The 20,079-nt window shown below is 56.9% G+C and carries 25 protein-coding genes and 1 pseudogene; 8 read left to right on the top strand and 18 right to left on the bottom strand.

All coding sequences use genetic code 11. The features are described from left to right. The first annotated feature begins 102 nt into the window (after positions 1-102). The 4 genes from AC2FMY_RS10460 (at position 103) to aat (ending at position 3,324) form a co-directional block, all read left to right on the top strand. The gene (locus AC2FMY_RS10460) at positions 103-639 is read left to right on the top strand and encodes a LuxR C-terminal-related transcriptional regulator (RefSeq protein WP_480749115.1); all 537 of its coding nucleotides are present in this window, start codon (positions 103-105) and stop codon (positions 637-639) included. A 150-nt stretch (positions 640-789) separates the two neighbouring features. Continuing rightward, positions 790-1,290, top strand: a complete 501-nt coding sequence (accB, locus tag AC2FMY_RS10455) for an acetyl-CoA carboxylase biotin carboxyl carrier protein (RefSeq protein WP_496744600.1) — start codon at positions 790-792, stop codon at positions 1,288-1,290. 9 nt (positions 1,291-1,299) lie between these two features. Then, positions 1,300-2,649, top strand: a complete 1,350-nt coding sequence (gene accC, locus AC2FMY_RS10450; RefSeq protein ID WP_496744598.1) for an acetyl-CoA carboxylase biotin carboxylase subunit — start codon at positions 1,300-1,302, stop codon at positions 2,647-2,649. 42 nt (positions 2,650-2,691) lie between these two features. Continuing rightward, complete coding sequence (aat, locus tag AC2FMY_RS10445) at positions 2,692-3,324, top strand: leucyl/phenylalanyl-tRNA--protein transferase (protein ID WP_480749111.1); 633 nt, start codon at positions 2,692-2,694, stop codon at positions 3,322-3,324. On the opposite strand, the gene AC2FMY_RS10440 is transcribed toward aat, so the two are convergent. From AC2FMY_RS10440 to AC2FMY_RS10415, 6 genes are all read right to left on the bottom strand, one after another. After that, positions 3,288-3,650 (bottom strand): DUF2155 domain-containing protein, encoded by a 363-nt coding sequence (locus tag AC2FMY_RS10440; protein WP_496744596.1) that lies wholly within the window; start codon positions 3,648-3,650, stop codon positions 3,288-3,290. The genes aat and AC2FMY_RS10440 overlap by 37 nt on opposite strands. Then, the gene (gene mlaD, locus AC2FMY_RS10435) at positions 3,647-4,105 is read right to left on the bottom strand and encodes an outer membrane lipid asymmetry maintenance protein MlaD (RefSeq protein ID WP_496744594.1); all 459 of its coding nucleotides are present in this window, start codon (positions 4,103-4,105) and stop codon (positions 3,647-3,649) included. Before mlaD ends, AC2FMY_RS10440 begins: the two co-directional genes overlap by 4 nt. A 14-nt stretch (positions 4,106-4,119) precedes the next feature. Next, positions 4,120-4,503: an NADH:ubiquinone oxidoreductase subunit NDUFA12 gene (locus AC2FMY_RS10430; RefSeq protein WP_480749108.1), complete on the bottom strand. Its 384-nt coding sequence runs from the start codon at positions 4,501-4,503 to the stop codon at positions 4,120-4,122. Between the two features lie 79 nt (positions 4,504-4,582). Then, positions 4,583-4,942 (bottom strand): RidA family protein, encoded by a 360-nt coding sequence (locus AC2FMY_RS10425; protein WP_480749107.1) that lies wholly within the window; start codon positions 4,940-4,942, stop codon positions 4,583-4,585. A 66-nt stretch (positions 4,943-5,008) separates the two neighbouring features. Further along, the gene (gene clpX, locus AC2FMY_RS10420; RefSeq protein ID WP_480749106.1) at positions 5,009-6,277 is read right to left on the bottom strand and encodes an ATP-dependent Clp protease ATP-binding subunit ClpX; all 1,269 of its coding nucleotides are present in this window, start codon (positions 6,275-6,277) and stop codon (positions 5,009-5,011) included. Positions 6,278-6,426: 149 nt separating this feature from the next. Beyond that, positions 6,427-7,059, bottom strand: a complete 633-nt coding sequence (locus AC2FMY_RS10415) for an ATP-dependent Clp protease proteolytic subunit (RefSeq protein ID WP_480749105.1) — start codon at positions 7,057-7,059, stop codon at positions 6,427-6,429. Between the two features lie 267 nt (positions 7,060-7,326). On the opposite strand from AC2FMY_RS10415, the gene AC2FMY_RS10410 reads away from it, so the two are divergent. Further along, entirely contained in the window at positions 7,327-8,331 is a 1,005-nt protein-coding gene (locus tag AC2FMY_RS10410; protein WP_480749104.1) for a GlxA family transcriptional regulator, read from the top strand. 9 nt (positions 8,332-8,340) lie between these two features. Here the strand turns inward: AC2FMY_RS10410 and AC2FMY_RS10405 are convergent. The 11 genes and pseudogenes from AC2FMY_RS10405 to AC2FMY_RS10355 form a co-directional block, all read right to left on the bottom strand. Next, positions 8,341-8,672 (bottom strand): annotated as a pseudogene (locus AC2FMY_RS10405) (FCSD flavin-binding domain-containing protein); the annotation flags it as partial. 285 nt (positions 8,673-8,957) lie between these two features. Beyond that, entirely contained in the window at positions 8,958-9,146 is a 189-nt protein-coding gene (locus AC2FMY_RS10400) for a hypothetical protein (RefSeq protein ID WP_496744589.1), read from the bottom strand. A 3-nt stretch (positions 9,147-9,149) separates the two neighbouring features. After that, the gene (locus AC2FMY_RS10395) at positions 9,150-10,175 is read right to left on the bottom strand and encodes a c-type cytochrome (RefSeq protein WP_496807353.1); all 1,026 of its coding nucleotides are present in this window, start codon (positions 10,173-10,175) and stop codon (positions 9,150-9,152) included. Continuing rightward, positions 10,159-11,430 carry a sulfite dehydrogenase gene (gene soxC / locus AC2FMY_RS10390; protein WP_496807352.1) on the bottom strand — a complete coding sequence of 424 codons (1,272 nt, stop codon included), beginning with the start codon at positions 11,428-11,430 and terminating at the stop codon, positions 10,159-10,161. Before soxC ends, AC2FMY_RS10395 begins: the two co-directional genes overlap by 17 nt. Positions 11,431-11,497: 67 nt before the next feature. Next, positions 11,498-13,195, bottom strand: coding sequence for a thiosulfohydrolase SoxB (gene soxB, locus AC2FMY_RS10385; protein WP_496807351.1), 1,698 nt, complete (start codon positions 13,193-13,195; stop codon positions 11,498-11,500). Positions 13,196-13,292: 97 nt separating this feature from the next. Beyond that, on the bottom strand, positions 13,293-14,144 hold the full coding sequence (gene soxA / locus AC2FMY_RS10380) for a sulfur oxidation c-type cytochrome SoxA (RefSeq protein ID WP_480749100.1): 852 nt from the start codon (positions 14,142-14,144) through the stop codon (positions 13,293-13,295). 70 nt (positions 14,145-14,214) lie between these two features. After that, complete coding sequence (soxZ, locus tag AC2FMY_RS10375; RefSeq protein WP_480749099.1) at positions 14,215-14,544, bottom strand: thiosulfate oxidation carrier complex protein SoxZ; 330 nt, start codon at positions 14,542-14,544, stop codon at positions 14,215-14,217. 33 nt (positions 14,545-14,577) lie between these two features. Next, positions 14,578-14,994 carry a thiosulfate oxidation carrier protein SoxY gene (gene soxY / locus AC2FMY_RS10370; protein WP_480749098.1) on the bottom strand — a complete coding sequence of 139 codons (417 nt, stop codon included), beginning with the start codon at positions 14,992-14,994 and terminating at the stop codon, positions 14,578-14,580. 42 nt (positions 14,995-15,036) lie between these two features. Continuing rightward, positions 15,037-15,510, bottom strand: a complete 474-nt coding sequence (gene soxX, locus AC2FMY_RS10365) for a sulfur oxidation c-type cytochrome SoxX (protein WP_480749097.1) — start codon at positions 15,508-15,510, stop codon at positions 15,037-15,039. A 176-nt stretch (positions 15,511-15,686) separates the two neighbouring features. Continuing rightward, on the bottom strand, positions 15,687-16,265 hold the full coding sequence (locus tag AC2FMY_RS10360) for a thioredoxin family protein (protein ID WP_496744581.1): 579 nt from the start codon (positions 16,263-16,265) through the stop codon (positions 15,687-15,689). Positions 16,266-16,282: 17 nt separating this feature from the next. Continuing rightward, the gene (locus AC2FMY_RS10355; protein ID WP_496744579.1) at positions 16,283-17,020 is read right to left on the bottom strand and encodes a cytochrome c biogenesis CcdA family protein; all 738 of its coding nucleotides are present in this window, start codon (positions 17,018-17,020) and stop codon (positions 16,283-16,285) included. Between the two features lie 93 nt (positions 17,021-17,113). On the opposite strand from AC2FMY_RS10355, the gene AC2FMY_RS10350 reads away from it, so the two are divergent. From AC2FMY_RS10350 to AC2FMY_RS10340, 3 genes are all read left to right on the top strand, one after another. Then, the gene (locus tag AC2FMY_RS10350; RefSeq protein WP_496744577.1) at positions 17,114-17,491 is read left to right on the top strand and encodes a hypothetical protein; all 378 of its coding nucleotides are present in this window, start codon (positions 17,114-17,116) and stop codon (positions 17,489-17,491) included. A 141-nt stretch (positions 17,492-17,632) separates the two neighbouring features. Further along, on the top strand, positions 17,633-17,971 hold the full coding sequence (locus AC2FMY_RS10345; protein ID WP_480749093.1) for an ArsR/SmtB family transcription factor: 339 nt from the start codon (positions 17,633-17,635) through the stop codon (positions 17,969-17,971). A gap of 108 nt (positions 17,972-18,079) precedes the next feature. Beyond that, entirely contained in the window at positions 18,080-19,135 is a 1,056-nt protein-coding gene (locus tag AC2FMY_RS10340) for a YeeE/YedE family protein (protein ID WP_496744575.1), read from the top strand. A 7-nt stretch (positions 19,136-19,142) separates the two neighbouring features. On the opposite strand, the gene AC2FMY_RS10335 is transcribed toward AC2FMY_RS10340, so the two are convergent. Then, the gene (locus AC2FMY_RS10335) at positions 19,143-20,036 is read right to left on the bottom strand and encodes a zinc ABC transporter substrate-binding protein (RefSeq protein WP_480749091.1); all 894 of its coding nucleotides are present in this window, start codon (positions 20,034-20,036) and stop codon (positions 19,143-19,145) included. Between the last annotated feature and the right edge of the window lie 43 nt (positions 20,037-20,079).

Here is a 20,079-nt window from a genome sequence, read left to right as displayed (position 1 = left end):
TTCGCCGTGATCTCGCCGCTTGCCCATTCCGATAGTTGCAAAATCCTAGTCATCCAAACCTTTTCGCTTCAATTCCGTAGAAATACCCGTCACCATGAATACATGAGCGACGCCGCCTTTGAATATGCCCCGATCGGCCTGGTCGAATTGGAAAACCGGGTCATCCGGCGCTGCAATCTGCAGTTTGCCCGCATGTTTGGCGGCGGGGAAGAACAATATCGTAACATGCCACTGCTGCACCTGTATCCGTCGGTTGCCGATTGGGAAAGGATCGGCGCACGTGGCCTGCAGGTGATGAAGGAAACCGGTTATTATACTGACGAACGTGTCATGCGTAGGCGCAATGGCGATCTGTTCTGGTGCCGCGCACGTGGTCGCTCGTTGACCCCGGATGATCCGTTCCGTCACAGTATCTGGAGTTTTTCTGACATATCCGAAGAGCGCCCGATCGTGGAATTAACCACCCGAGAGCGCGAAGTTGCGATCTTGTCCTGCCGTGGCCTGTCCGCCAAGGAAATTGGCGCTGAACTTGGACTCAGCTATCGCACTATCGAGGCGCACCGAGCGCGACTTTTGGAGAAATTTGGTGCGCGCAAATTGCCGGAACTGGTCGCGAAGATGTCTGGCATGCCTCTTTGAGGCCCTCGGCCACTGGTATTCTTTGAGGTTTTCCCCCATCTATCGGCCCATACGGCGCTTTTCATGGCTGATTTCATGGCCTATAACGCCGGGTAATTTACCAGAGCCCGCAAGAACAGACGGGCCAAAGGGGAACCGTCGAGGACACTCATGACAGACAACAAACACGAAGCGGACGTGGCGTTCATCAAGGCTCTGGCCGAGTTGCTGCGTGAAAACGATCTGACCGAGCTACAGGTCAAGCGTGAATACGGCGAAGAGGACAGCCTGAATGTTCGCGTCAGCCGCGTTACACAGACCGTGGCCGCGCCGGTTCAGATCGCGGCACCCTCGCACGCTCCGGCAGCAGCACCTGTTGCGGTACCGGCCGCCACATCTGCCGCGGCACCGGCGCCCGCCGAAGACCCGGCCAGCCACCCCGGCGCGGTGACCTCGCCCATGGTCGGAACTGTTTATCTGCAAGCCGAGCCCGGGGCGGCACCTTTCGTGTCTGTTGGGGCCAGTGTATCCGAGGGCGATACTCTTCTGATCGTCGAAGCCATGAAGACCATGAACCACATCCACGCTCCCAAGTCTGGAACCGTCAAGCGCATACTCGTGGGCGATGGCGATGCAGTCGAGTTCGGCACGCCCCTGGTCATTGTCGAGTAAGGGTGCGGGATGTTTGACAAAATCCTGATTGCCAACCGAGGCGAGATCGCCCTGCGCGTGATCCGCGCCGCGCGCGAGATGGGGATTGCGACGGTCGCCGTGCATTCCACCGCCGACAGCGATGCAATGCATGTGCGTATGGCCGACGAATCCGTCTGTATTGGCCCGCCCCCCAGTCCGAAAAGCTATCTGTCAATGCCCGCCATCATCTCGGCCTGCGAGATTACCGGCGCTCAGGCAATCCACCCCGGATACGGCTTTCTATCTGAAAACGCGGATTTCGTTCAGATCGTCGAAGATCACGGTATCACATTTATCGGCCCCACCGCCGAACATATCCGGATCATGGGCGACAAAATCACCGCCAAGGACACGATGAAGGCCTTGGGTGTGCCCTGCGTGCCCGGTTCGGATGGTGGCGTTCCCGACCTGGAGACTGCGAAAAGGATCGGTGAAGAGATCGGGTATCCGGTCATTATCAAGGCTACCGCTGGCGGCGGCGGGCGCGGCATGAAAGTGGCGAAGACCGCCGCTGAAATGGAAAGCGCATTCCTGACCGCGCGGGCCGAAGGCAAGGCCGCTTTTGGCAATGACGAAGTCTATATCGAAAAATACCTGACCACGCCGCGCCATATCGAAATTCAGGTCTTTGGCGACGGCAAGGGCAACGCGGTTCATCTGGCCGAACGAGACTGCTCACTGCAACGTCGCCACCAGAAAGTTTTTGAAGAGGCCCCCGGCCCTTGTATCTCGCCGCAAGAACGCACGAGGATCGGCAAAGTCTGCGCGGACGCCGTGGCCAAGATTAATTATATCGGCGCAGGTACCATCGAGTTTCTCTATGAAAAGGGCGAGTTCTACTTCATCGAGATGAACACCCGCCTTCAGGTCGAACATCCCGTTACTGAAGGCATCTTTGGGGTCGATCTGGTGCGCGAACAGATCCTTGTTGCGGCAGGAGAACCGATGTCGTTTGGCCAGAACGATCTGAAGATCAATGGCCACGCCATCGAAGTGCGGATCAATGCCGAAAAATTACCGAATTTCTCGCCCTGTCCGGGCAAGATCACAGCCTATCACGCCCCCGGCGGTCTGGGTGTGCGGATGGATTCGGCGCTTTATAACGGGTATTCGATCCCACCCTACTACGACTCGCTGATTGGCAAACTGATCGTACAGGGGCGTGACCGGGACGAAGCTCTGGCCCGTCTTCAACGCGCTCTGGGCGAACTGATCGTGGACGGTGTGGACACGACCGTTCCCCTGTTCCACGCCCTGCTGCAGGAGCCGGACATCCACAGCGGCGACTATAACATCCACTGGCTGGAACACTGGCTTGCGGAGAATTTGGCCCAATAGCAAAACAGGTCGGGCGACTCGTCCGACCTTGGGGCATCCGTCATGAGCCTGTCGCCAGAACTTTTGTTGCATGGCTATTCCATCGGAATTTTTCCGATGGCCGAACATCGCGACGACCCGGAACTGTTCTGGGTCGATCCGCAGCACCGCGGTGTATTCCCGCTGGACGGGTTTCACATCTCACGCTCACTCGCACGTCGCATCCGTCGGGCGGACTATCGGGTCACCATCAATCAGGACTTTCAAGGTGTGATCGAGGGTTGCGCAGATCGGGCAGAAACCTGGATCAACGCCGAACTGAGGCACCTCTACCAATCGTTGTTTCAACGCGGCCATGCCCACTCGGTCGAAGTGTGGCAGGATGAGCGGCTGATGGGCGGTGTCTATGGCGTGGTTCTCGGAGCAGCTTTTTTTGGTGAAAGCATGTTTTCTCGCCGCGAAGACGCATCAAAAATTGCACTGGCCTATCTGGTCGATCGTCTGCGACAGACGGGTTACAAACTGTTTGACACTCAGTTCCTGACCGCCCATCTTGCCTCGCTCGGGGCAATCGAAGTTCCGCGCGCGCAATACCGACGCGAACTGAAGGAAGCGATTGAGGGCAAAGCTAACTTTGCCGCCGAGATCGAGCAGACCCCTCAGGGGGTCATACAACGGATAACCCAGACATCGTAACGCGCATGATCCAGCGCGTTCAATGCGGGTGACGTTGCAATCATCCAACCATCGAACAACTCGTCGGATTTCTCCTGTTCCCATATGGTGAGATAGGCGAAAGCGTCGCCCGTGGGATTGTCCGGAGGATACCGGCAATCGCCAAGCGCGACTTCCAATCCAAAAACCGGCGTCGTTTCACCTGACGCCACTTTCACGTCGATAGTCTGACCGTTTACCTTGTCCAAGCCGCGTAAAATGGCACCGGTACCAGAGGTTACCGCTTCCTGCGTCAGTGCTCCGCCGCAGCATGAAAAGGCAAGGATTAGGGCAGTCGCACGGATCACTCGGAACTGCTCCCATCTCCGGCGACGAATTTGACGAGCAGGGAAATCAGGCTGACCGCGCCTTGCGTGTCCTCGACTTCGTCGCCCGGTTCAAAGAAAAATGGCGAGCCGCCAGGCATCACCTCGACAAAGTTGCCCCCCAACAGCCCTTCGGAGGAAATCACAACCGCACTGTCGTCGGGGATTTGAATGCCGTCGGCGACAGAAAAAAGCGTATCCGCGCGATAGCTTTCCGGGTTCAGCACCACATCCGTTACGGTACCGATCTTGACCCCGGCCAAGCGGACATCGGTGCCAACGGTCACTCCTTCGAGCGAACGGAAGGATGCGCCCAACTCGTAACCGGAGCGGTTTTGCGACAGCCCCGCCGACTGGCTGGCATAGACACCGAATGCGACCGCAAAGGCCAGTACGACCCCGCCGACCACGACTTCGGTCATGTTGTGGCTAGACATTGCTCTGCCTCTTCCTATTCCGGGCTCCACGCCTCATAGTCGCTGCGTTTGATCGGATCGGGACGGCGAAGCGAACCGGCCGGCGCATAGGCCAGTGCCGAACCGGTCATGTTTTCCTGGTGCGGTTTTTCCCAGGATTTGTGTGCAAGTGGCTTGTCGGTCGGCGGCTCGTCCCAGGTCCGGTGCAGCCAGCCGTGCCAATTCGGGTCGATCCGGCTGGCCTCGGCCTCGCCGTTGAAGATCACCCAGCGCTTGCTGTCATCGGCATTGCGATAAAACACGTTGCCCTGGTCATCCTCGCCAACCTTGACGCCCTTGCGCGCAGTATAGATTTGCGTGTTCAGGGTCGCACCGTTCCACCATGTTACGGCTTTCAGAAGAGTATTCAGGATTCCCATCGGCTGCCTCCGGAATTTTGTCCTTGGCAGGTATGGACCAAAGGCGCGCCAAGGTCCAGTGCGACAAAGGCCGCAAACCTCATTCCGGCAGAACTGCGGTGACTTCAATTTCGATACGGTATTTCGGGTCGATCAACCCACATTCGATCATGGTCGCAGCTGGCGGATTTTCGCCAAACGTTTCCGCCAGAATGGGCCAACACGGCGCGAACTCGTGACGGTCGGACAGCATGTAGGTCACGCGTACAACGTTATCGAAGGTGGCTCCCCCCTCGGCGAGCGCCTTTTCAATGATGCCCAACGCCGATCGGCATTGTTCGACAATCGTCTCACCCTGCCCAACCGTGCCAGCCACATGAATAAAGCCGCCCGCCACCACCGCGCGGCAATAACCGACTTTCGCTTCGAACTCGCCCCCGGATGAAATGCGTTTGATCACTTCGATTACCTCACAAGAAAACGGCGCGGATCAATCCGCGCCGTTGAAGCTGTTGTATCCGGCAGATCAACCGGCAGAGGCCGATTCCTTACCCGCGTCTGCATAGATGATCAGCGGCTGCGCGTCGGAGGTCACGGCCTCTTCGTTCACCACGACCTTTGTCACATTTTTCATGCCCGGCAGTTCAAACATGGTGTCCAGCAGGATGTCTTCGAGGATCGAGCGCAGCCCGCGCGCGCCGGTCTTGCGCTGGATTGCCCGTTTGGCGATGGCCTTGAGCGCGTCATCGGTGAAATCAAGCTCGGCAGCTTCCAGTTCGAACAGGCGTTGGTATTGCTTGACCAATGCGTTCTTGGGTTGAGTGAGGATTGTCACCAGAGCATCTTCGTCCAGATCTTCCAGTGTCGCAAGAACCGGGAGGCGACCGACAAATTCCGGAATCAGTCCGAATTTCAGCAGGTCTTCGGGCTCCAGATCCTTAAATATCTCGCCTACACCGCGCTCATCATTGTCACGCACATCGGCACCGAACCCCATCGCGGACCCCTTGCCACGCTGCGCAATGATCCGGTCAAGACCAGCAAATGCGCCGCCGCAGATGAACAGGATGTTGGTCGTATCCACTTGCAGGAATTCCTGTTGCGGATGCTTGCGCCCGCCCTGCGGCGGAACGGAGGCCACAGTGCCCTCCATCAGCTTCAGCAATGCCTGCTGAACACCCTCGCCCGACACGTCGCGTGTAATCGAGGGGTTTTCGGACTTGCGGGTGATCTTGTCGACCTCATCGATATAGACGATGCCGCGCTGCGCGCGCTCGACATTGTACTCGGATGCCTGCAACAGCTTGAGAATGATGTTCTCGACGTCCTCACCTACATAACCGGCCTCGGTCAGCGTTGTGGCGTCGGCCATAGTGAAGGGCACATCCAGAATGCGCGCCAACGTTTGAGCCAACAGCGTTTTGCCACAACCCGTCGGACCAATCAGGAGGATGTTGGATTTTGCCAACTCGATATCCCCGCCCGACTTCTGAGCGTGGTTCAAACGCTTGTAATGATTGTGAACCGCGACCGACAGCACGCGTTTGGCAGTGGTTTGTCCGATTACATAGTCATCCAGGACTTCACAGATATCCTTTGGTGTTGGCACACCGTCGGTGGATTTCAGGCCGCTTGCTTTTGTTTCCTCGCGGATGATGTCCATGCAGAGTTCGACACACTCATCACAGATGAACACGGTCGGTCCTGCGATCAGTTTGCGCACCTCGTGCTGGCTTTTGCCGCAGAAGCTGCAGTAAAGCGTGTTTTTGCCGTCACCGCCTGAATTCGTCGCCATGATTTACCTTTCGGGCTCCGTCTTTGCCACCCTGTCCAAGGGCGGCGCTCTGCTGCGTGTGTACCCAGCTTAGGCCAGCACACCGACCGCTACAATCTCAAATTGCCACCCCGCGCCGCTGATGGCCTGAGGTTTGGCGAAATGCCGTGTCAGGCTTCGTCATCGCCTGCCTTGGCACGGTTTTCGACGATTTCGTCGATGTGCCCCCATTCTTTGGCTTCTTCCGGCGACATGAAATTGTCGCGGTCCAGCGCCTTTTCAACCGCTTTTTTGGTTTGTCCGGTGTGCTTTACGTAAATGTCATAAAGCCTGTCTTTGAGTTTTTGCGTCTCGGCGGCATGGATCATGATGTCACTAGCCTGTCCTTGATATCCGCCCGATGGCTGATGTACCATGATGCGGCTATTGGGCAGCGAGAACCGCATTCCCTTCTCCCCGCCAGCCAGCAGAACCGACCCCATCGAAGCGGCCTGACCGATGACCAATGTTGAACATTTCGGTTTGATATACTGCATTGTATCGTAAATGGACAAACCACTGGTCACAACGCCGCCGGGAGAATTGATGTAGATCGAGATCTCTTTGTTCGGGTTTTCCGCTTCAAGATGAAGCAATTGCGCCACCACCAGATGACTCATGCCGTCATGGATGGGGCCATTGATAAAAATGATCCGCTCCTTGAGCAGGCGAGAAAAGATGTCATAGGCCCGCTCGCCGCGGCTGGTTTGCTCGACGACCATGGGGACGAGGGTGTTCATGTAGGTGTCAACTGGATCGAACATAGAAACCTGCCTGCTCTTTGCGATTGGATCGGGACCGTACCCGACAAAGGATTACACGAGTCTTAGTGCCGCCTCTGAGGGGCCGCAAGGCCCGCAGATAGAATTCCTGCGTTTCGGATGTTTCGATGTCTGTCGCAACTCTGTTGCAAGACGTCGCAACGTTGACGATCGGCATTCGAGTTACCAGTTTAGAGAAGCCCAAACGACGTCACGTCACACAATCGCGGCGCAGACCGATCTGATGTCGCCAAAACCGGTGTCGAAATCATGTCACGAGATCCTTTTATTCAGAAAGGAGCGTCCGCCAATCTCAAACTTGCTTTTGATGGGCCTCCGCAAAAGTTCTGCTTTCTGCTGCTTCCGCGCACCACGATGCTTGCCTTGGCTGCAGCAATCGAACCGTTGCGCATCGCTAATCAACTGACCAAGAAACAGCTTTATACATGGCACACAATGACAGAAACCGGCGAGCCGATAACCTGTTCCAACGGGTTGCGGATTACACCGGACAAAGTACTGGAACCACTACCTTCTGACGCGCTGGGGTTTGTCTGCGCCGGGGTCGAGCCGGAACGGAGCTACTCGCCAGCAGTCCTGAATTGGCTGCGCAAGGAATACCGGTTTGGCCGGTCGCTGGGCGGAATTTGCACGGGTGCATTTGCGTTGGCGAAGTCAGGGTTGCTTGAGGGACGGAGATTCACTCTGCATTGGGAAAACCAGCCCGGTTTCGTCGAAGCGTTTCCAAACCTGACACCGACGCCGAATATATTCGAAGTTGATGGGCGCATCACCACGTGTGGTGGAGGAAACTCGGCCATTGACATGATGCTGGCCCTGATCGAACAGCGTCATGGGGTGGAACTGGCGATCATGGTCGCGGACATGTGCATTCACATGCGATCTGGAAACCGATCACCGCAGCGATCGGCACAATCCGTAATCATCGGCAGCCGAAACCCTGCGCTTCTCAAGGCGATCCAGTTGATGGAAAAGGAGTCTGAAGATCCTCTTTCAAGCATCGAACTGAGCGAGCGGCTCGGCATATCGAGACGCCAGTTGGAACGGTTGTTCAAGCGGTATCTACAGCAGGGGCCGATGGCCTATTATCTTGATCTGCGCCTGTCCCGGGCATTTACATACCTCAACGAAACTAACATGACGGTGGCCGAAATTGCAGCAGCTACCGGTTTTGCCAATACCAGTCACCTGTCGCGACAGTTTCGCGCCAAATACGGTGCGCCGCCGCATTCCTTCCGCAAGGCGTGGTCGTAGGTTCGTGACCTAGCCAAACATATCCGCGGTGATACCTGCGTACCAGCCAACGCTTTCCTCGTATGTCGCCCGCCGCAGTTCCGCCCCTTCTCCGGTCTGACTGATAAAGCCGTCGTCCTTTGTGATTTCTCTTCGGTCGCCTCATAAGTCGCGCCAACCTTGACCCCATCATTGGTATCGATTAGCGACCAGCAGGTGTTCGAGAACTTCACCAGGAACGGCTTTCAACCCGTAAGCGCCGCGCGAACAGCCATGGCCGCGACTTTAGCCTGCGAATTGGCGGAAAACCCGGATTTGCGCATGTCACATTGCGCGCACGCGTCACCCAGAACACAGATATTCTGCGCGGTCAGGTCCCAGCCTTCGACAGAACCACCGACGAAACCGGTCCCGGGCGACAGGACCGGCCGGTCACAACTCAGCGTTCCGCCTCCTGAAAGGGTCACGGCTATGGCATCCGTGGAATCTTTGGCGATATAACACGCGGTGGTTGCCCCACCGGCACCACCGCCGACCACGATGACGCATGCTTTTCCCTGAACCATACAATCGCGGCGTGCGCGATAGTTGCCTTCGGAATAAGTGAAATCATCGAAGTGGGCGATAATGCGATCAAAAAACGTTGTTCAGGTGCGGGCGGTGCCTTCTTCGGCATCTTGCTCGGCGTTTTCACCCACTTGGTGGCAGCTTCCGCATTTCTGGAGGAACAGCCGCTCGCCCCGTCCCGCGTCGCCGATCGCCATCGCTGTTTCATCAGCCTGAGCGGGCATGTTGAATACCACCCAGACCAACAATGCCACTGCTGTCCAGCGCATTGTTCAGTTCCCGAAGCTTTGGATATAGGCGATGACCGCCTCGACATCCTTTTCCTTCTTCAGTCCGGCAAAGGACATCTTGGTGCCCTTCATGTAAGCTTTTGGCTTGGCTAGAAACGCCGCCAGCTCCTCCTCAGACCAGATTAGGCCACCCTCGGCGGCTGTTTGCAGGGCCTTGGAATACTTGAAACCGTCGGCTCTCGCAGCGGCGGCTCCGACAACTCCGTTCAACGCCGGTCCAACCTTGTTCTGCGCACCTTCTCCGACCTGGTGGCAGGCTTTGCATTTCTTGAATGTTTTCTCACCATGTTCAACCAAAGCCGGATCAAGGGCTGCTTCCTGAACCGGTTCATCCACGACCGGTTCGGACGGCGATGCTTCCACAGCTTCACCTTCCTCTTCAGGCGTTACATCCAGCACCATGGCGCGCATGGTGATCTCAACGCTGTCCTTGCAGTTTTCCATGCAGGGTTCGATGTCCCAGAAATGCGCCTCGGCCTCCTCCCGATCATCGACGATGAACCCGTTCGCATTGGGCATTTCGACTTCAAGGAAGTTCTCGTTCGACAGGACGAAATCATCCTCGACCAAGTCGTTGGAGTAAAGGATGTAGGCCACTATTGCATAGGTATCGTCCACGCTCATTGTCTGGGCGTCGCCGAATGGCATGGACCGATGGACATAGTCCCACGCGGTCGACAGATAGGGCCAATAGGACCCAACTGTCTTGAGCGGGTCCTTGTCGGCAAGAGTGCCTTCACCGCCTGCCAGCTTGGGCCAGTTGTCGACGCCTTCGGCAAAATCGCCATGGCAGATAGCGCAGTTGTCAGCAAATACCATTTCGCCGTCTTCCACTGAACCGGATCCCGCAGGCAGGCCGGTACCGTCTGGCGAGACGTCCAAATCCCAGGCAGCAATTTCCTCGGGCAGTGCCGGGCGGCCAAGACCATATGTCCCAGCCAATACCGGCGCGGCGACACAAACAGAGCCAAGCACGGTTCCGACAAGAACATTAAGAAACTTCGACATTCTCGGCCTCCCCATTCGCCTTGACCCACCAGGTCTGGATGCAATTGTTGTGGTAGATCGAGTTTTCGCCCCGAACCTCGCGCAATTGCGCCTTGCTGGGTTGCACATATCCGGTAGAATCCTTGGCGCGCGCTTGCAGCAACATTTCAGAACCATCCCAGTTATGATCGAGATAGAACCGCGTCAGCGCCTTGTCGGTGCCCGGCGCGGCCAAACGAGCGGGCATCCAGTTCTTGCCACCGTCAACCGACACATCAACACCCGTGATCGCGCCTCGGCCCGACCAGGCCAATCCGGTGATCACCAAGGGCCCCGGACCATGGGTAATCGGCGCCTGCGGACTCGGCGACGTGACTACGGATTTGGCGTCCATCACCCAGGTCCATTTGCGGCTGATCCCATTGGCCAGAGTATCGGTGTATTTAGAGGTTTCTTCGCGACTTTCCACTGGACCTTCTGTCACTTCGACCCGGCGCAGCCACTTGATCCACATGTTCCCTTCCCAGCCGGGAACCACAAGACGGACAGGATAGCCGTGTTCTTTGCGCAGCGCTTCGCCATTGGCCTTGAACGCCACCAATACGTCATCCATAGCCTTATCCAGCGGGATAGACCGCCCGTTCGAACTGGCGTCCGCACCTTCGACATAGACCCACTTGCCTTCCAGCTTCACTCCGGCCTCTTCCAGCAAGGTGCGCAACGGCACACCGGAGTACTCCATGTTGTGTATCATGCCATGAGTGAACTGCGCGCCATTCAGTTGCGCACCGGCCCATTCCATCCCGGTATTGGCGGCACATTCACAGAAATAGACGTGGTTTTCGCGCGGAAACCGTTCCAGGTCGGCATAGGTGAATACCAGTGGTGTATCCACCAGACCGTTGATCATCAGCCGGTAGTCCTGCTTGTTCAACTCAATGGCACCGGAATGGTGGCGTTCAAACGCGCATCCTTGAGGCGTTATGGTGCCGTCAAGGGCATGGATCGGAGTGAAATTGATGGAACTGATCGTATCCGCCGTCAGCCATTCCACGTTCCGGCGCACGACGTCAGATTCAAACTGTATAGGCAATCCGTATGGGGTGACATCCACGCCTTCACCTGTCGAGCGCGCCCATTCCTGAATTTCCGTGATCAGCGGGTCAGGCTCTGCCGCCTGCACCACACCCGCAGAAAACGCCCCTGCCCCGGCAGCAGCAGCGCCGGTAAGAAACTGACGGCGGGACGGGGCGTTTTTTAGGAAGTTCTCACTCATCTCAAACTTGCCTCCTTAAACTTCATCACACCTGTTGTCTTGGGTGCGTAAATGAGCTGGCGGGCGCTCAGGCACCCACGACATTGACCGAGTTTTTGGGGTTGACCGTGACGGTTTCCTGCTTGCGGATGTGGCTCTCTACCACGTCCCATATCATCGGACCTTCGGTGCCTTCGTTGACGCTGGCCCATCCGGCGACGACATAAATTTTGGCTGGATCGATCGCCTCACCGGTCTTGAGTAGCGTCATTTCACTGATGCGTTCGCCCTGCGATTTGTTTATGTCGATCCGGTACCCCATCCCACCGATCCGCACCATATCACCGCCCTGCTGATAGTATGGGTCAGGGTTGAAGATGTTGTCGGCCACGTCTTCGAGGATGACCTTGATAAACTCGCCAGTCATCTCTGACCGATAAGCCTGCCCGTAACTCATCGAGGTGACGTTCCAGATATCTTCGCGGGTGATATCGTCGCCGGGAACAAGGCTCGGCCCCCAACGAACGCCGGGGGACATGGCGATATCGGCCTCTCGTTCCGAGATCAGCGCGTCGCAGATCAGATCGTCCCAGGTGCCGTTGAAATTGCCGCGCCGGAAAAGCAGCGAGTCGGTCTTGCCGATCACCTCGGCCAGATCGGCCGCAAACGGTGCGCGCTGTTCTTCGATCAGCGCCGTCATCGCCGGGTCGGGCGCAATTACGTTTGAAAAGACTGGAATCAGTTTGTGGCGCAGTCCCATCAACTGGCCATCGCGCACATCCATGTCTACCCGGCTGACGAACTTGCCATTCGATCCGCTCGCGATGATATGGGTCTTTTCGACCAGCACCGGGTCGGGCAGCGCATCATGCGTGTGGCCTGACAGGATCACGTCGATCCCCTGCACCTTGCCCGCCATCTTCTTGTCGACGTCAAATCCGTTGTGGGACAACACGACCACCACGTCGGCGCCGTCGGCGCGAACCTCGTCGACCGTGGCCTGCATGTTTTCATCGCGTATGCCGAATGAATACTCGGGAAACATCCAGCGTGGGTTGGCAATGGGCATATAGGGGAAAGCCTGCCCGATTACGGCTATCTTGGCCCCGCCACGTTCGAAGAACTTGTAGGGCTTAAACAACTCGGCTGGTTCGTCCCATTCGGCATCGAATATGTTCTGTCCCAGTGCGGCAAAAGGCAGGCTTTCGACAATCTCGTTCACCCGCTCGCTGCCTAAAGTGAACTCCCAATGGAAGGTCATGGCATCGGGCTTTAAGGCGTTCATGACGTTGACCATGTCCTGACCCTCGGTCTGGTAGCACGTGTAAGAGCCGTGCCATGTGTCCCCGCCATCAAGCAGAAGAGCATCAGGTCGATCGGCGCGAATGGCGTTGATGACAGTAGCGACACGATCCATGCCACCCACGCGACCATAGGCCTTGGATAGCGCCGAAAAGTCATCATACGTCAGGGCATAAGCAGACGCGCTTCCATCTAGGATCCCGTAGGCCTTGCGGAAATCTGCGCCGGTAATGTGAGGCACGTATCCCTTGTTTTCTCCAACGCCCAGGTTGATTTCGGGTTCACGGAAATATATCGGCTTCAGCTGGCCATGAATATCCGTGACATGGATCAGGCTGATGTTTCCGTAGGTTTCGAACTCCAACAACTGGTCCTGCGTCAGGCTTTGCTGCGCGGCCAGTCGGGCCCAGTTGCCGAAACCCGACGCCCCCACAAGGGCCGAAGCCGCCATTGAGACCTGAAGAAAATCACGACGCGAGATCATCTGGACCAACTTTCCCTATTAATCTTGATTGCATTCGCTTTATTGAATTTGTTGATACGGAAAAACCCCGCGCACAATGACGCGGGGTTTTTCGGTTTCAGTTACGGACAGACGGACCTTCGACCGACAAGCCATTGCCGCGCGAAGCAACGTAAAGCTCCAGAGCGACGAACTCATCGCTACCCGGTTTGAAGGTCTCGGCACGGGTGTCACGCACACAACCCTTGAAGCGTGCGTGTGCATTGTTCAACTTGGCATTTTTTAACCGATAGGTCGGGAACCCGTTGATTTGCCCCTGACTCAGGTGGTCGGCACGGATCATGTTGCCATAGTTTTGTTCGTGGCAATTGGCGCAACTCAACTCCAGCTGGCCGTACCGCGTATAGTATACTTCCTTGCCCTTCTCCCAGGTTTCCCGGGCGGGGCCGTCGATGGCCACGTTGACCGGCATTCCACGGGATTGCACAGAAATCAGAGCTTCCATTGCGGTCATTTCTCCGCCGTCATACTTCCATTTTTCTGCCCCCATCTGGTTCTCGCGGCAATCATTCACCTGCATCACCAGAGTGCGGACTTCGCCTGCTTTTTCATTCCACTTTGGATACACGGCCCGCACACCGGCCATGCTCTCTTCGACAGCTCCATGACAGGACGCACAGGATTTGCCTTCGCTTCCTTCGACCGTGTCCCACGCTTCCTGCGCCTGATCCACAAACACCATTGCGGGATTGTCAAAATCATCCATCTGAAGCGCCTGAGTTTCATCCGAACGAAAACGCCAACCCGAATAAATCTCATCCATTGCATCGGAAAGATGCGCCGGTGCTGCAGTTTTTGTGACCATCTCGATCTCGCCATTCACAACGAGGTTGTCCTCGTCAGGACCGGCACCCGCTGCCAGCGGCGCGGCGACCAATGCGGCAATCGCACTCATTGCCCTGAAATTCATTCAATATCCTCCCTTGGGTGGTCGGCCACGCCGGTTCCGTGCGGCATGGCCATTGTTCTCGCGCCCTGTATCAGGCGATGGCGATCGACTTTTTCTCGTCGTAGACCGAGCCGTCATCGTCATGCCAGGTAAAGGCAAACTCCCCTGCCTCCGGCACGGTCGCCTCGAACTGGAAATACGGATTGGTCGAGATTGCCGGTTCCATTTTAACGTCAATCACAAGCTGCCCGTTGAACTCGCAGGTGAAGCGGTTGATGATCGAACGCGGAATGACGTTGCCTTCCTTGTCCTTCCGCTGACCACTTTCCATCTTGTGGCTGATCAGAGTCTTGATTGTCACTGCTTCGCCCGCAGCCGCGCTTTTCGGGACCTTGACGCGGGGTTTAACACCAGATGCCATTGTGAATTCTCCTGTTTATCGGATGGACGGCAATCAACCGCCGCACCCCCCGATGGTCACTTTCACGGTCGCGCTGGCCTTGGCGAAAGAGCCGTCGGCCAGTTTGGCGATTGCAACAACATCCTGCGTTTCCGCCAGGCGGATGCGCGTAGATGCCGCTTGCGACCCGGCCAATGGCCCAAAGTTGAAGGTCGCGACACCCGGTGTCGGGTTGCCGGTAGCCAGAACCATGATCGCCGATGCGCCCGGCGCCGACACCTCGATCGGAACGGTATTGCCATTCTCTGCGATTTCCGGTGCGGTCAGGGTTACTCCGGCATCCGCAAGTTCGGCGCCTCCGGTGAATTCCGCAATCAAATCCTCGGCCGCCGCATTTGCGCGGAAGGGCAGGACCGAAAGGGCCGCTGCGCCTAGGGCAAGGCCCAAGGTGTCACGACGTGTGAATTCCATCGTTATTCTCCTTTGCATGCTGAAAGACACAGGCAACGCGCCTCACTCTTCCTTCAAGGTCGCCAGGAATGCGACCACATCCTCGATATCCTGCGCGGCCAAGATAGGCGGCAGCGGCCCTTCTGGCGCATTGCCCGTGTAGGCGTCACCGGGCCGAACGAAGCCATCCGTTTTATAGAAGGCAGGCATGACCGTTCCTTCGAAGGTCATCTTCGCATTTGAGACGAGACCGCGAAGCTCGGCTTCGGTCCAGCGATCCCCTGCGCCGTCAAGCGACGGGCCAACTTCACCTTGGAAAGGCACGTCGGACAGGGCCGAAACCTGATGGCAGGCAACGCAATTTCCCATGGATTTTTCGCCTACCACCATCGCACCGTTGGACGCGTCGCCGGGCTTTCCGGTCAACGAAGCCTCGACAGCGCCATCCTCCGTGAAAGCAACGTCGTTGGGGCCGGTTTCTGCAAGCGCGGCGCCTGCAACCACAATTGCGGCCAATGTCAGTGAAGCAGTTTTCATGTGTCCTCCCCTTGGCTGCCGCGCAGGGCGCGGCGAAACTCGCTTTGCATACCGTAGGCCACCGAACAGACGGAACGCAACAACAAATTCATGTTTATGAATTTTTTGTTTTATTTCACGCCTCAGCCGTGAATTCGATTGAAGATTCAATACGGGGTTCTTTCAGCCTGCGCGCCTCAGCGTGTATCGCCATCGTTCCGTTCACGAATCATGCGGGCGTGATAGCGCTGGAAATCTTCCTCGGACTGATCCAGATAGCGCTCCTCGGCAACCCAGGTCAAAAGATCCAGGGTGGTTCCCGGAGAAAACGCCCCGGGCATAACGGCAACCGCCTGTTCCGCTGCCGAGCGTTCGGCGTCCATCTCGACTGGCAAAAAGATCATTGTGGGCGTGAACAAAACGCCCCATCGGCGGGTTGCTTGTTTTTCCGACAAAACCTCACCATCGGCATCGACGATTTCGGTATCTCCATGCAGGTTGATCTGCACCGGGAAATAGGTGTCCTCCAACATCGCCATCACCCGCGGGTCGGGGAAAGTATTGTCGTGCATATCCTTGCAATACAGACACCCGCGCTGCTCTACCAGCAGCAGCAAGCGCTTTCCTTCGGACTGGGCCTCGGCAAAATCCTCGCTCAGGTCCTTGAATGTATCCCGCATCCAGTCTGCCTTATGCAGACCGTCATCACCCAGTTCAGCACTCAACACGGGTACAGCAAGCAGGGCGGCAAAAAACACGGCAACCAGTCTTGTCATTTCTCTCTCCTATTAATTCAACCTATGCTGGCAAATCCTGGAACCCACCGGATCATTGCATCGGCGATCAAATTGACCCCGCCGGTTGCAATCAGCACAGCAAACAGGATCAGCATCGCGCCCATCGCCTTTTCGACCCAGGCAAACGCGGCGCGGTGACGCTGCACCCATGCCAGAAACGGTTTGGCAAACAACGCAGCGATTACAAATGGCGCCGTCATGCCCGCTCCGTAGACGAACAACAAAAGCGCGCCGCGCCAAATATCCCCCATCCCCGAGGCAATCATCAGGATCGATGCCAGTGCTGGCCCCACGCAGGGCGTCCAGCCGAACCCAAAGGCCAGCCCCATCAGATAAGCCCCGAACACGGTGGACGCCTCGGCCGAGCTTTCCAGCCTTGCCTCGCGATAGAGAAAGGGAACTCGGATTATTCCTAGAAAATGCAGGCCGAATACCAGTAGAACCGCCGCTGCAATATAAGACAGCGCGTCGATGTGCTGCCCAAACAGCTTGCCTAGCGCAGTGGCCCCCATCCCCAGCAGCATGAATATAGTCGTCACGCCAAGGGCAAACATCAGAGCAGAAACAAGCAGCCTCTTCTGCGCGCCAGAGGCAATCCTGCCATCGCCGCGCAACTCTGCAATGCTCAATCCACCAAGATAGGACAGGTAAAACGGGACCATTGGCAGAATGCAGGGCGTAAAAAAGCTGAGCAATCCTGCGGTCAATGCTCCGACCAGAGAAATTTCAAGCATTGCACCATCCAAGCAATTGGCAGGCCAAACGGCAGGTTGCAAAATTCATACATTCAAATTATATTATGGGAAAGATCAGGTCAACAACTGCACATGCTGATACGCCGCCTCTTGCTTTCGATTGCTTTTGCTCTGCTGTGGGTCCTTCCCGCAGCGGCCGCTGAGTTGGTGATGGTCGAACGGAAAGGGTGTAGTTGGTGCGCCCGTTGGGACGCCGAAATCGCGCCGATCTATCCAAAAACGCACGAGGGCAAGTTTGCTCCATTGCGCCGTATCGACATCCGCACCGTGACTGATGAGTTGCAGATCAATCGCCCCGTGTCCTTTACCCCCACCTTTTTGTTGGTCGACCAAGGCCGCGAATTGGCGCGGCTCGAAGGATACCCTGGTGAAGATTTCTTCTGGCCGCTGCTTGAACGGTTGCTGGTCGAGTACACGGAGTTCCGAATCGCATCCCTGGCAGGTGGGTGAGCCCGAACGGTCGCGCATTCGCAATAATATTGGACTTGTAGCTGGAAATGTCTGGACAAGAAGTGTAACGAATTTGACCACTGGACCGAAGCGGAGGGGAGCCGCTCGAAGCGTCCACTGGGAATGTAGGGAACTCGAAAGATGGCGCTGCCAAAGTTTTCAAGCGATATGGCCGAAGACGAACTCGACAAGATGGTCGATAATGCGACCAAGGCGTCGAATTTTCTAAAGGCAATCAGCCACGAGGGGCGGCTGATGATCCTGTGCCATCTGGTGTCCGGCGAGAAATCCGTCACGGAACTGGAAGAGTTGCTCGCGGCCCGTCAGGCAGCAGTCTCTCAGCAATTGTCGCGCTTGAGGCTTGAAGGGCTGGTTGTACCGCGCCGCGATGGCAAGGCAATCTATTACCGTCTTGCTGACGACCGCCCCCGGCGCATGCTGGAAACGGTTTATGACCTTTTTTGCAAAGACACTGACTGAAAAACTCGGTTTCTGCCAGCGCACCCAGCTTTTGTGACCGCTTGCGGTGGCCGGGCTATTTCTGCATGCTCCAAGTCAATTCCACATGCGATCAAGGGGAGATGGTCCATGTTCGAGTTACTGACCGACCATCAAATCGTCACCGCTATCGGTTTCGGCGGCGGCATTCTGTTGGGTCTGGCCGCCCGATTGGGGCGGTTTTGCACACTGGGCGCCATTGAAGACCTGCTTTATGGCGGCTCTGACCTGCGATTGCGGATGTGGGCACTGGCCATCGGCAGCGCCGTGATGGGAAGTTTTGCTCTGGCCGCACTCGGTCTTTTTGACCCTGGCAACAGCTACTACCTGTCTATCCGTTGGAATCCTTTGGCGTCCATTGTCGGCGGTCTGATGTTCGGATACGGCATGGCGCTGTCCGGCAATTGCGGTTTCGGCGCGATTGCGCGGTTGGGCGGGGGTGACTTGCGTGCCTTTGTTATCGTGCTGGTCATGGGGGTATTTACCTATGTCACACTTAGCGGCCCACTGGCCCCGATCCGAAACTTCCTGTTCCCCCAAATCCCGGTGTCTGGTGAAACCCTGCCTGGCCTTGCCCATCACGCAGCCAACGCGACTGGTCTGCCGTCAAATACCATCGGTCTAGCGATGGGTGCAGCGATTTGCATCGCCGCCCTGTGGGCGCCGTCGCTGCGGCAAAACCCGAAATCCATCTTTTGGTCTTTGATTGTGGCGCTTGCCATTGTGTCCGGCTGGGCCGGAACTTTCTGGGTTGCTCAGCACGGGTTCGAGGCACTTCCCGTCGTTTCACACAGTTTCTCGGCCCCTCTTGGGGAAACAATTCTCTTCGCCATGACCGGCAGTTTGCGCCCCCTCTCCTTTGCTGTGGGATCGGTGGCGGGTGTCTGGACCGGTGCGTTGATTGGATCGATGATCCGGGGCCATTTCAGGTGGGAAGCCTGTGAAGATCCGCGTGAGTTGCGCAGGCAAATTCTCGGTGCCGCAATCATGGGGATCGGAGCGGTGCTGGCAATCGGCTGTACCGTCGGTCAAGGCATGTCCGCGTTCAGCGTGCTGTCACTCAGCGCACCGGTCACGTTTGCCGCGATCTTCGCAGGGGCAGCGCTTGGACTGCGGCAGTTGATCGAAGGTTTCCGGATCGCCTGACAGCCAGTCAGTTGCCATTGGCGCAAGCAAAAAAACTGTCTTTCATCTGGTTCAGAATAGCGGAATACATCCCCACGCCGGGTTCAAGCTTTGTTCCCAACGGGTCGAGGATATACACACTCACCTCAGCTTCCTCGGCCACGGCATCCACCAACCGTGTGTCAAATTGGGGCTCGGAAAATACGCAAGTCACGGAATTTCCTTGCACATGTTCCCGAACTTCCGCCAGGTGCGCGGGGCCGGGAGAACCGGCGTCTCCGAGGGTGATCGATCCGGTGTGGTTGAGCGAGAACCGTTGTTCGAAATACTGATAAGCATCGTGATACGTCACAAATGGGCGATCCTGCATCGGGGCAAGATGCAAGGAAATATCCGTCTCCAATTGTATCAACCGTTTTTTGGCCACCGCCGAGTTACGCTGATATGTCTCCGCGTTTTCCGGATCGGCCTCGGCCAACGCTCTGGCGATGTGGTCCACCCAAACCTGCGCATTACGCGGATCCAGCCAGGCATGGGGGTCTATCCCTTCGTGACCATGCCCGTCATCTTCTTCGTGCGCCTCGCGAAGCTCGTGCAGGATGGTTCCATCCATTTCCAGCAATTCCAGTTGCTCCGCATCACCTGCCAGTGCCGCCAATGGTTTCTCCATCCAGGGCGTCAGGCTCTCTCCGATCCAGATCACCAGATCTGCCGACTGCAGCACACGCGCCTCTGACGGGCGCAGCGCATAGGCATGAGGCGATACTCCGGGGCGGATGATCAGTTTTGGCTCTCCTACGCCTTCCATAACCTGCGCAACCAAAGAATGAACCGGTGCTATGTCCGTTGCGACGACCGGCACTTCAGCCGCTACGGAACCGGCATAGAAGGGCAACGTCACCAGGATCGGGAATCTAAACATGGCGCCTCAGTTGATATGTTATTACATTCAGGTTAGCTTGATA

This window comes from Ruegeria sp. YKSE079 (assembly GCF_059612845.1).
This window is presented reverse-complemented; position numbering and strand designations above follow the sequence as displayed.

Excerpts from the sequence above, each read along its gene's own strand:
- mlaD (WP_496744594.1), bottom strand. The coding sequence starts at position 4,105 with ATGTCTAGCCACAACATGACCGAAGTCGTGGTCGGCGGGGTCGTACTG.
- AC2FMY_RS10355 (WP_496744579.1), bottom strand. The coding sequence starts at position 17,020 with ATGCTTGAAATTTCTCTGGTCGGAGCATTGACCGCAGGATTGCTCAGC.
- AC2FMY_RS10415 (WP_480749105.1), bottom strand. The coding sequence starts at position 7,059 with ATGTTCGATCCAGTTGACACCTACATGAACACCCTCGTCCCCATGGTC.
- soxX (WP_480749097.1), bottom strand. The coding sequence starts at position 15,510 with ATGAAAACTGCTTCACTGACATTGGCCGCAATTGTGGTTGCAGGCGCC.
- AC2FMY_RS10340 (WP_496744575.1), top strand. The coding sequence starts at position 18,080 with ATGTTCGAGTTACTGACCGACCATCAAATCGTCACCGCTATCGGTTTC.
- AC2FMY_RS10350 (WP_496744577.1), top strand. The coding sequence starts at position 17,114 with ATGCTGATACGCCGCCTCTTGCTTTCGATTGCTTTTGCTCTGCTGTGG.
- soxZ (WP_480749099.1), bottom strand. The coding sequence starts at position 14,544 with ATGGCATCTGGTGTTAAACCCCGCGTCAAGGTCCCGAAAAGCGCGGCT.
- soxC (WP_496807352.1), bottom strand. The coding sequence starts at position 11,430 with ATGAGTGAGAACTTCCTAAAAAACGCCCCGTCCCGCCGTCAGTTTCTT.
- soxB (WP_496807351.1), bottom strand. The coding sequence starts at position 13,195 with ATGATCTCGCGTCGTGATTTTCTTCAGGTCTCAATGGCGGCTTCGGCC.
- AC2FMY_RS10335 (WP_480749091.1), bottom strand. The coding sequence starts at position 20,036 with ATGTTTAGATTCCCGATCCTGGTGACGTTGCCCTTCTATGCCGGTTCC.
- AC2FMY_RS10395 (WP_496807353.1), bottom strand. The coding sequence starts at position 10,175 with ATGTCGAAGTTTCTTAATGTTCTTGTCGGAACCGTGCTTGGCTCTGTT.
- AC2FMY_RS10360 (WP_496744581.1), bottom strand. The coding sequence starts at position 16,265 with ATGACAAGACTGGTTGCCGTGTTTTTTGCCGCCCTGCTTGCTGTACCC.
- AC2FMY_RS10410 (WP_480749104.1), top strand. The coding sequence starts at position 7,327 with ATGTCACGAGATCCTTTTATTCAGAAAGGAGCGTCCGCCAATCTCAAA.
- clpX (WP_480749106.1), bottom strand. The coding sequence starts at position 6,277 with ATGGCGACGAATTCAGGCGGTGACGGCAAAAACACGCTTTACTGCAGC.
- accC (WP_496744598.1), top strand. The coding sequence starts at position 1,300 with ATGTTTGACAAAATCCTGATTGCCAACCGAGGCGAGATCGCCCTGCGC.
- aat (WP_480749111.1), top strand. The coding sequence starts at position 2,692 with ATGAGCCTGTCGCCAGAACTTTTGTTGCATGGCTATTCCATCGGAATT.
- AC2FMY_RS10345 (WP_480749093.1), top strand. The coding sequence starts at position 17,633 with ATGGCGCTGCCAAAGTTTTCAAGCGATATGGCCGAAGACGAACTCGAC.
- soxA (WP_480749100.1), bottom strand. The coding sequence starts at position 14,144 with ATGAATTTCAGGGCAATGAGTGCGATTGCCGCATTGGTCGCCGCGCCG.
- AC2FMY_RS10400 (WP_496744589.1), bottom strand. The coding sequence starts at position 9,146 with ATGCGCTGGACAGCAGTGGCATTGTTGGTCTGGGTGGTATTCAACATG.
- AC2FMY_RS10460 (WP_480749115.1), top strand. The coding sequence starts at position 103 with ATGAGCGACGCCGCCTTTGAATATGCCCCGATCGGCCTGGTCGAATTG.
- accB (WP_496744600.1), top strand. The coding sequence starts at position 790 with ATGACAGACAACAAACACGAAGCGGACGTGGCGTTCATCAAGGCTCTG.
- soxY (WP_480749098.1), bottom strand. The coding sequence starts at position 14,994 with ATGGAATTCACACGTCGTGACACCTTGGGCCTTGCCCTAGGCGCAGCG.
- AC2FMY_RS10430 (WP_480749108.1), bottom strand. The coding sequence starts at position 4,503 with ATGGGAATCCTGAATACTCTTCTGAAAGCCGTAACATGGTGGAACGGT.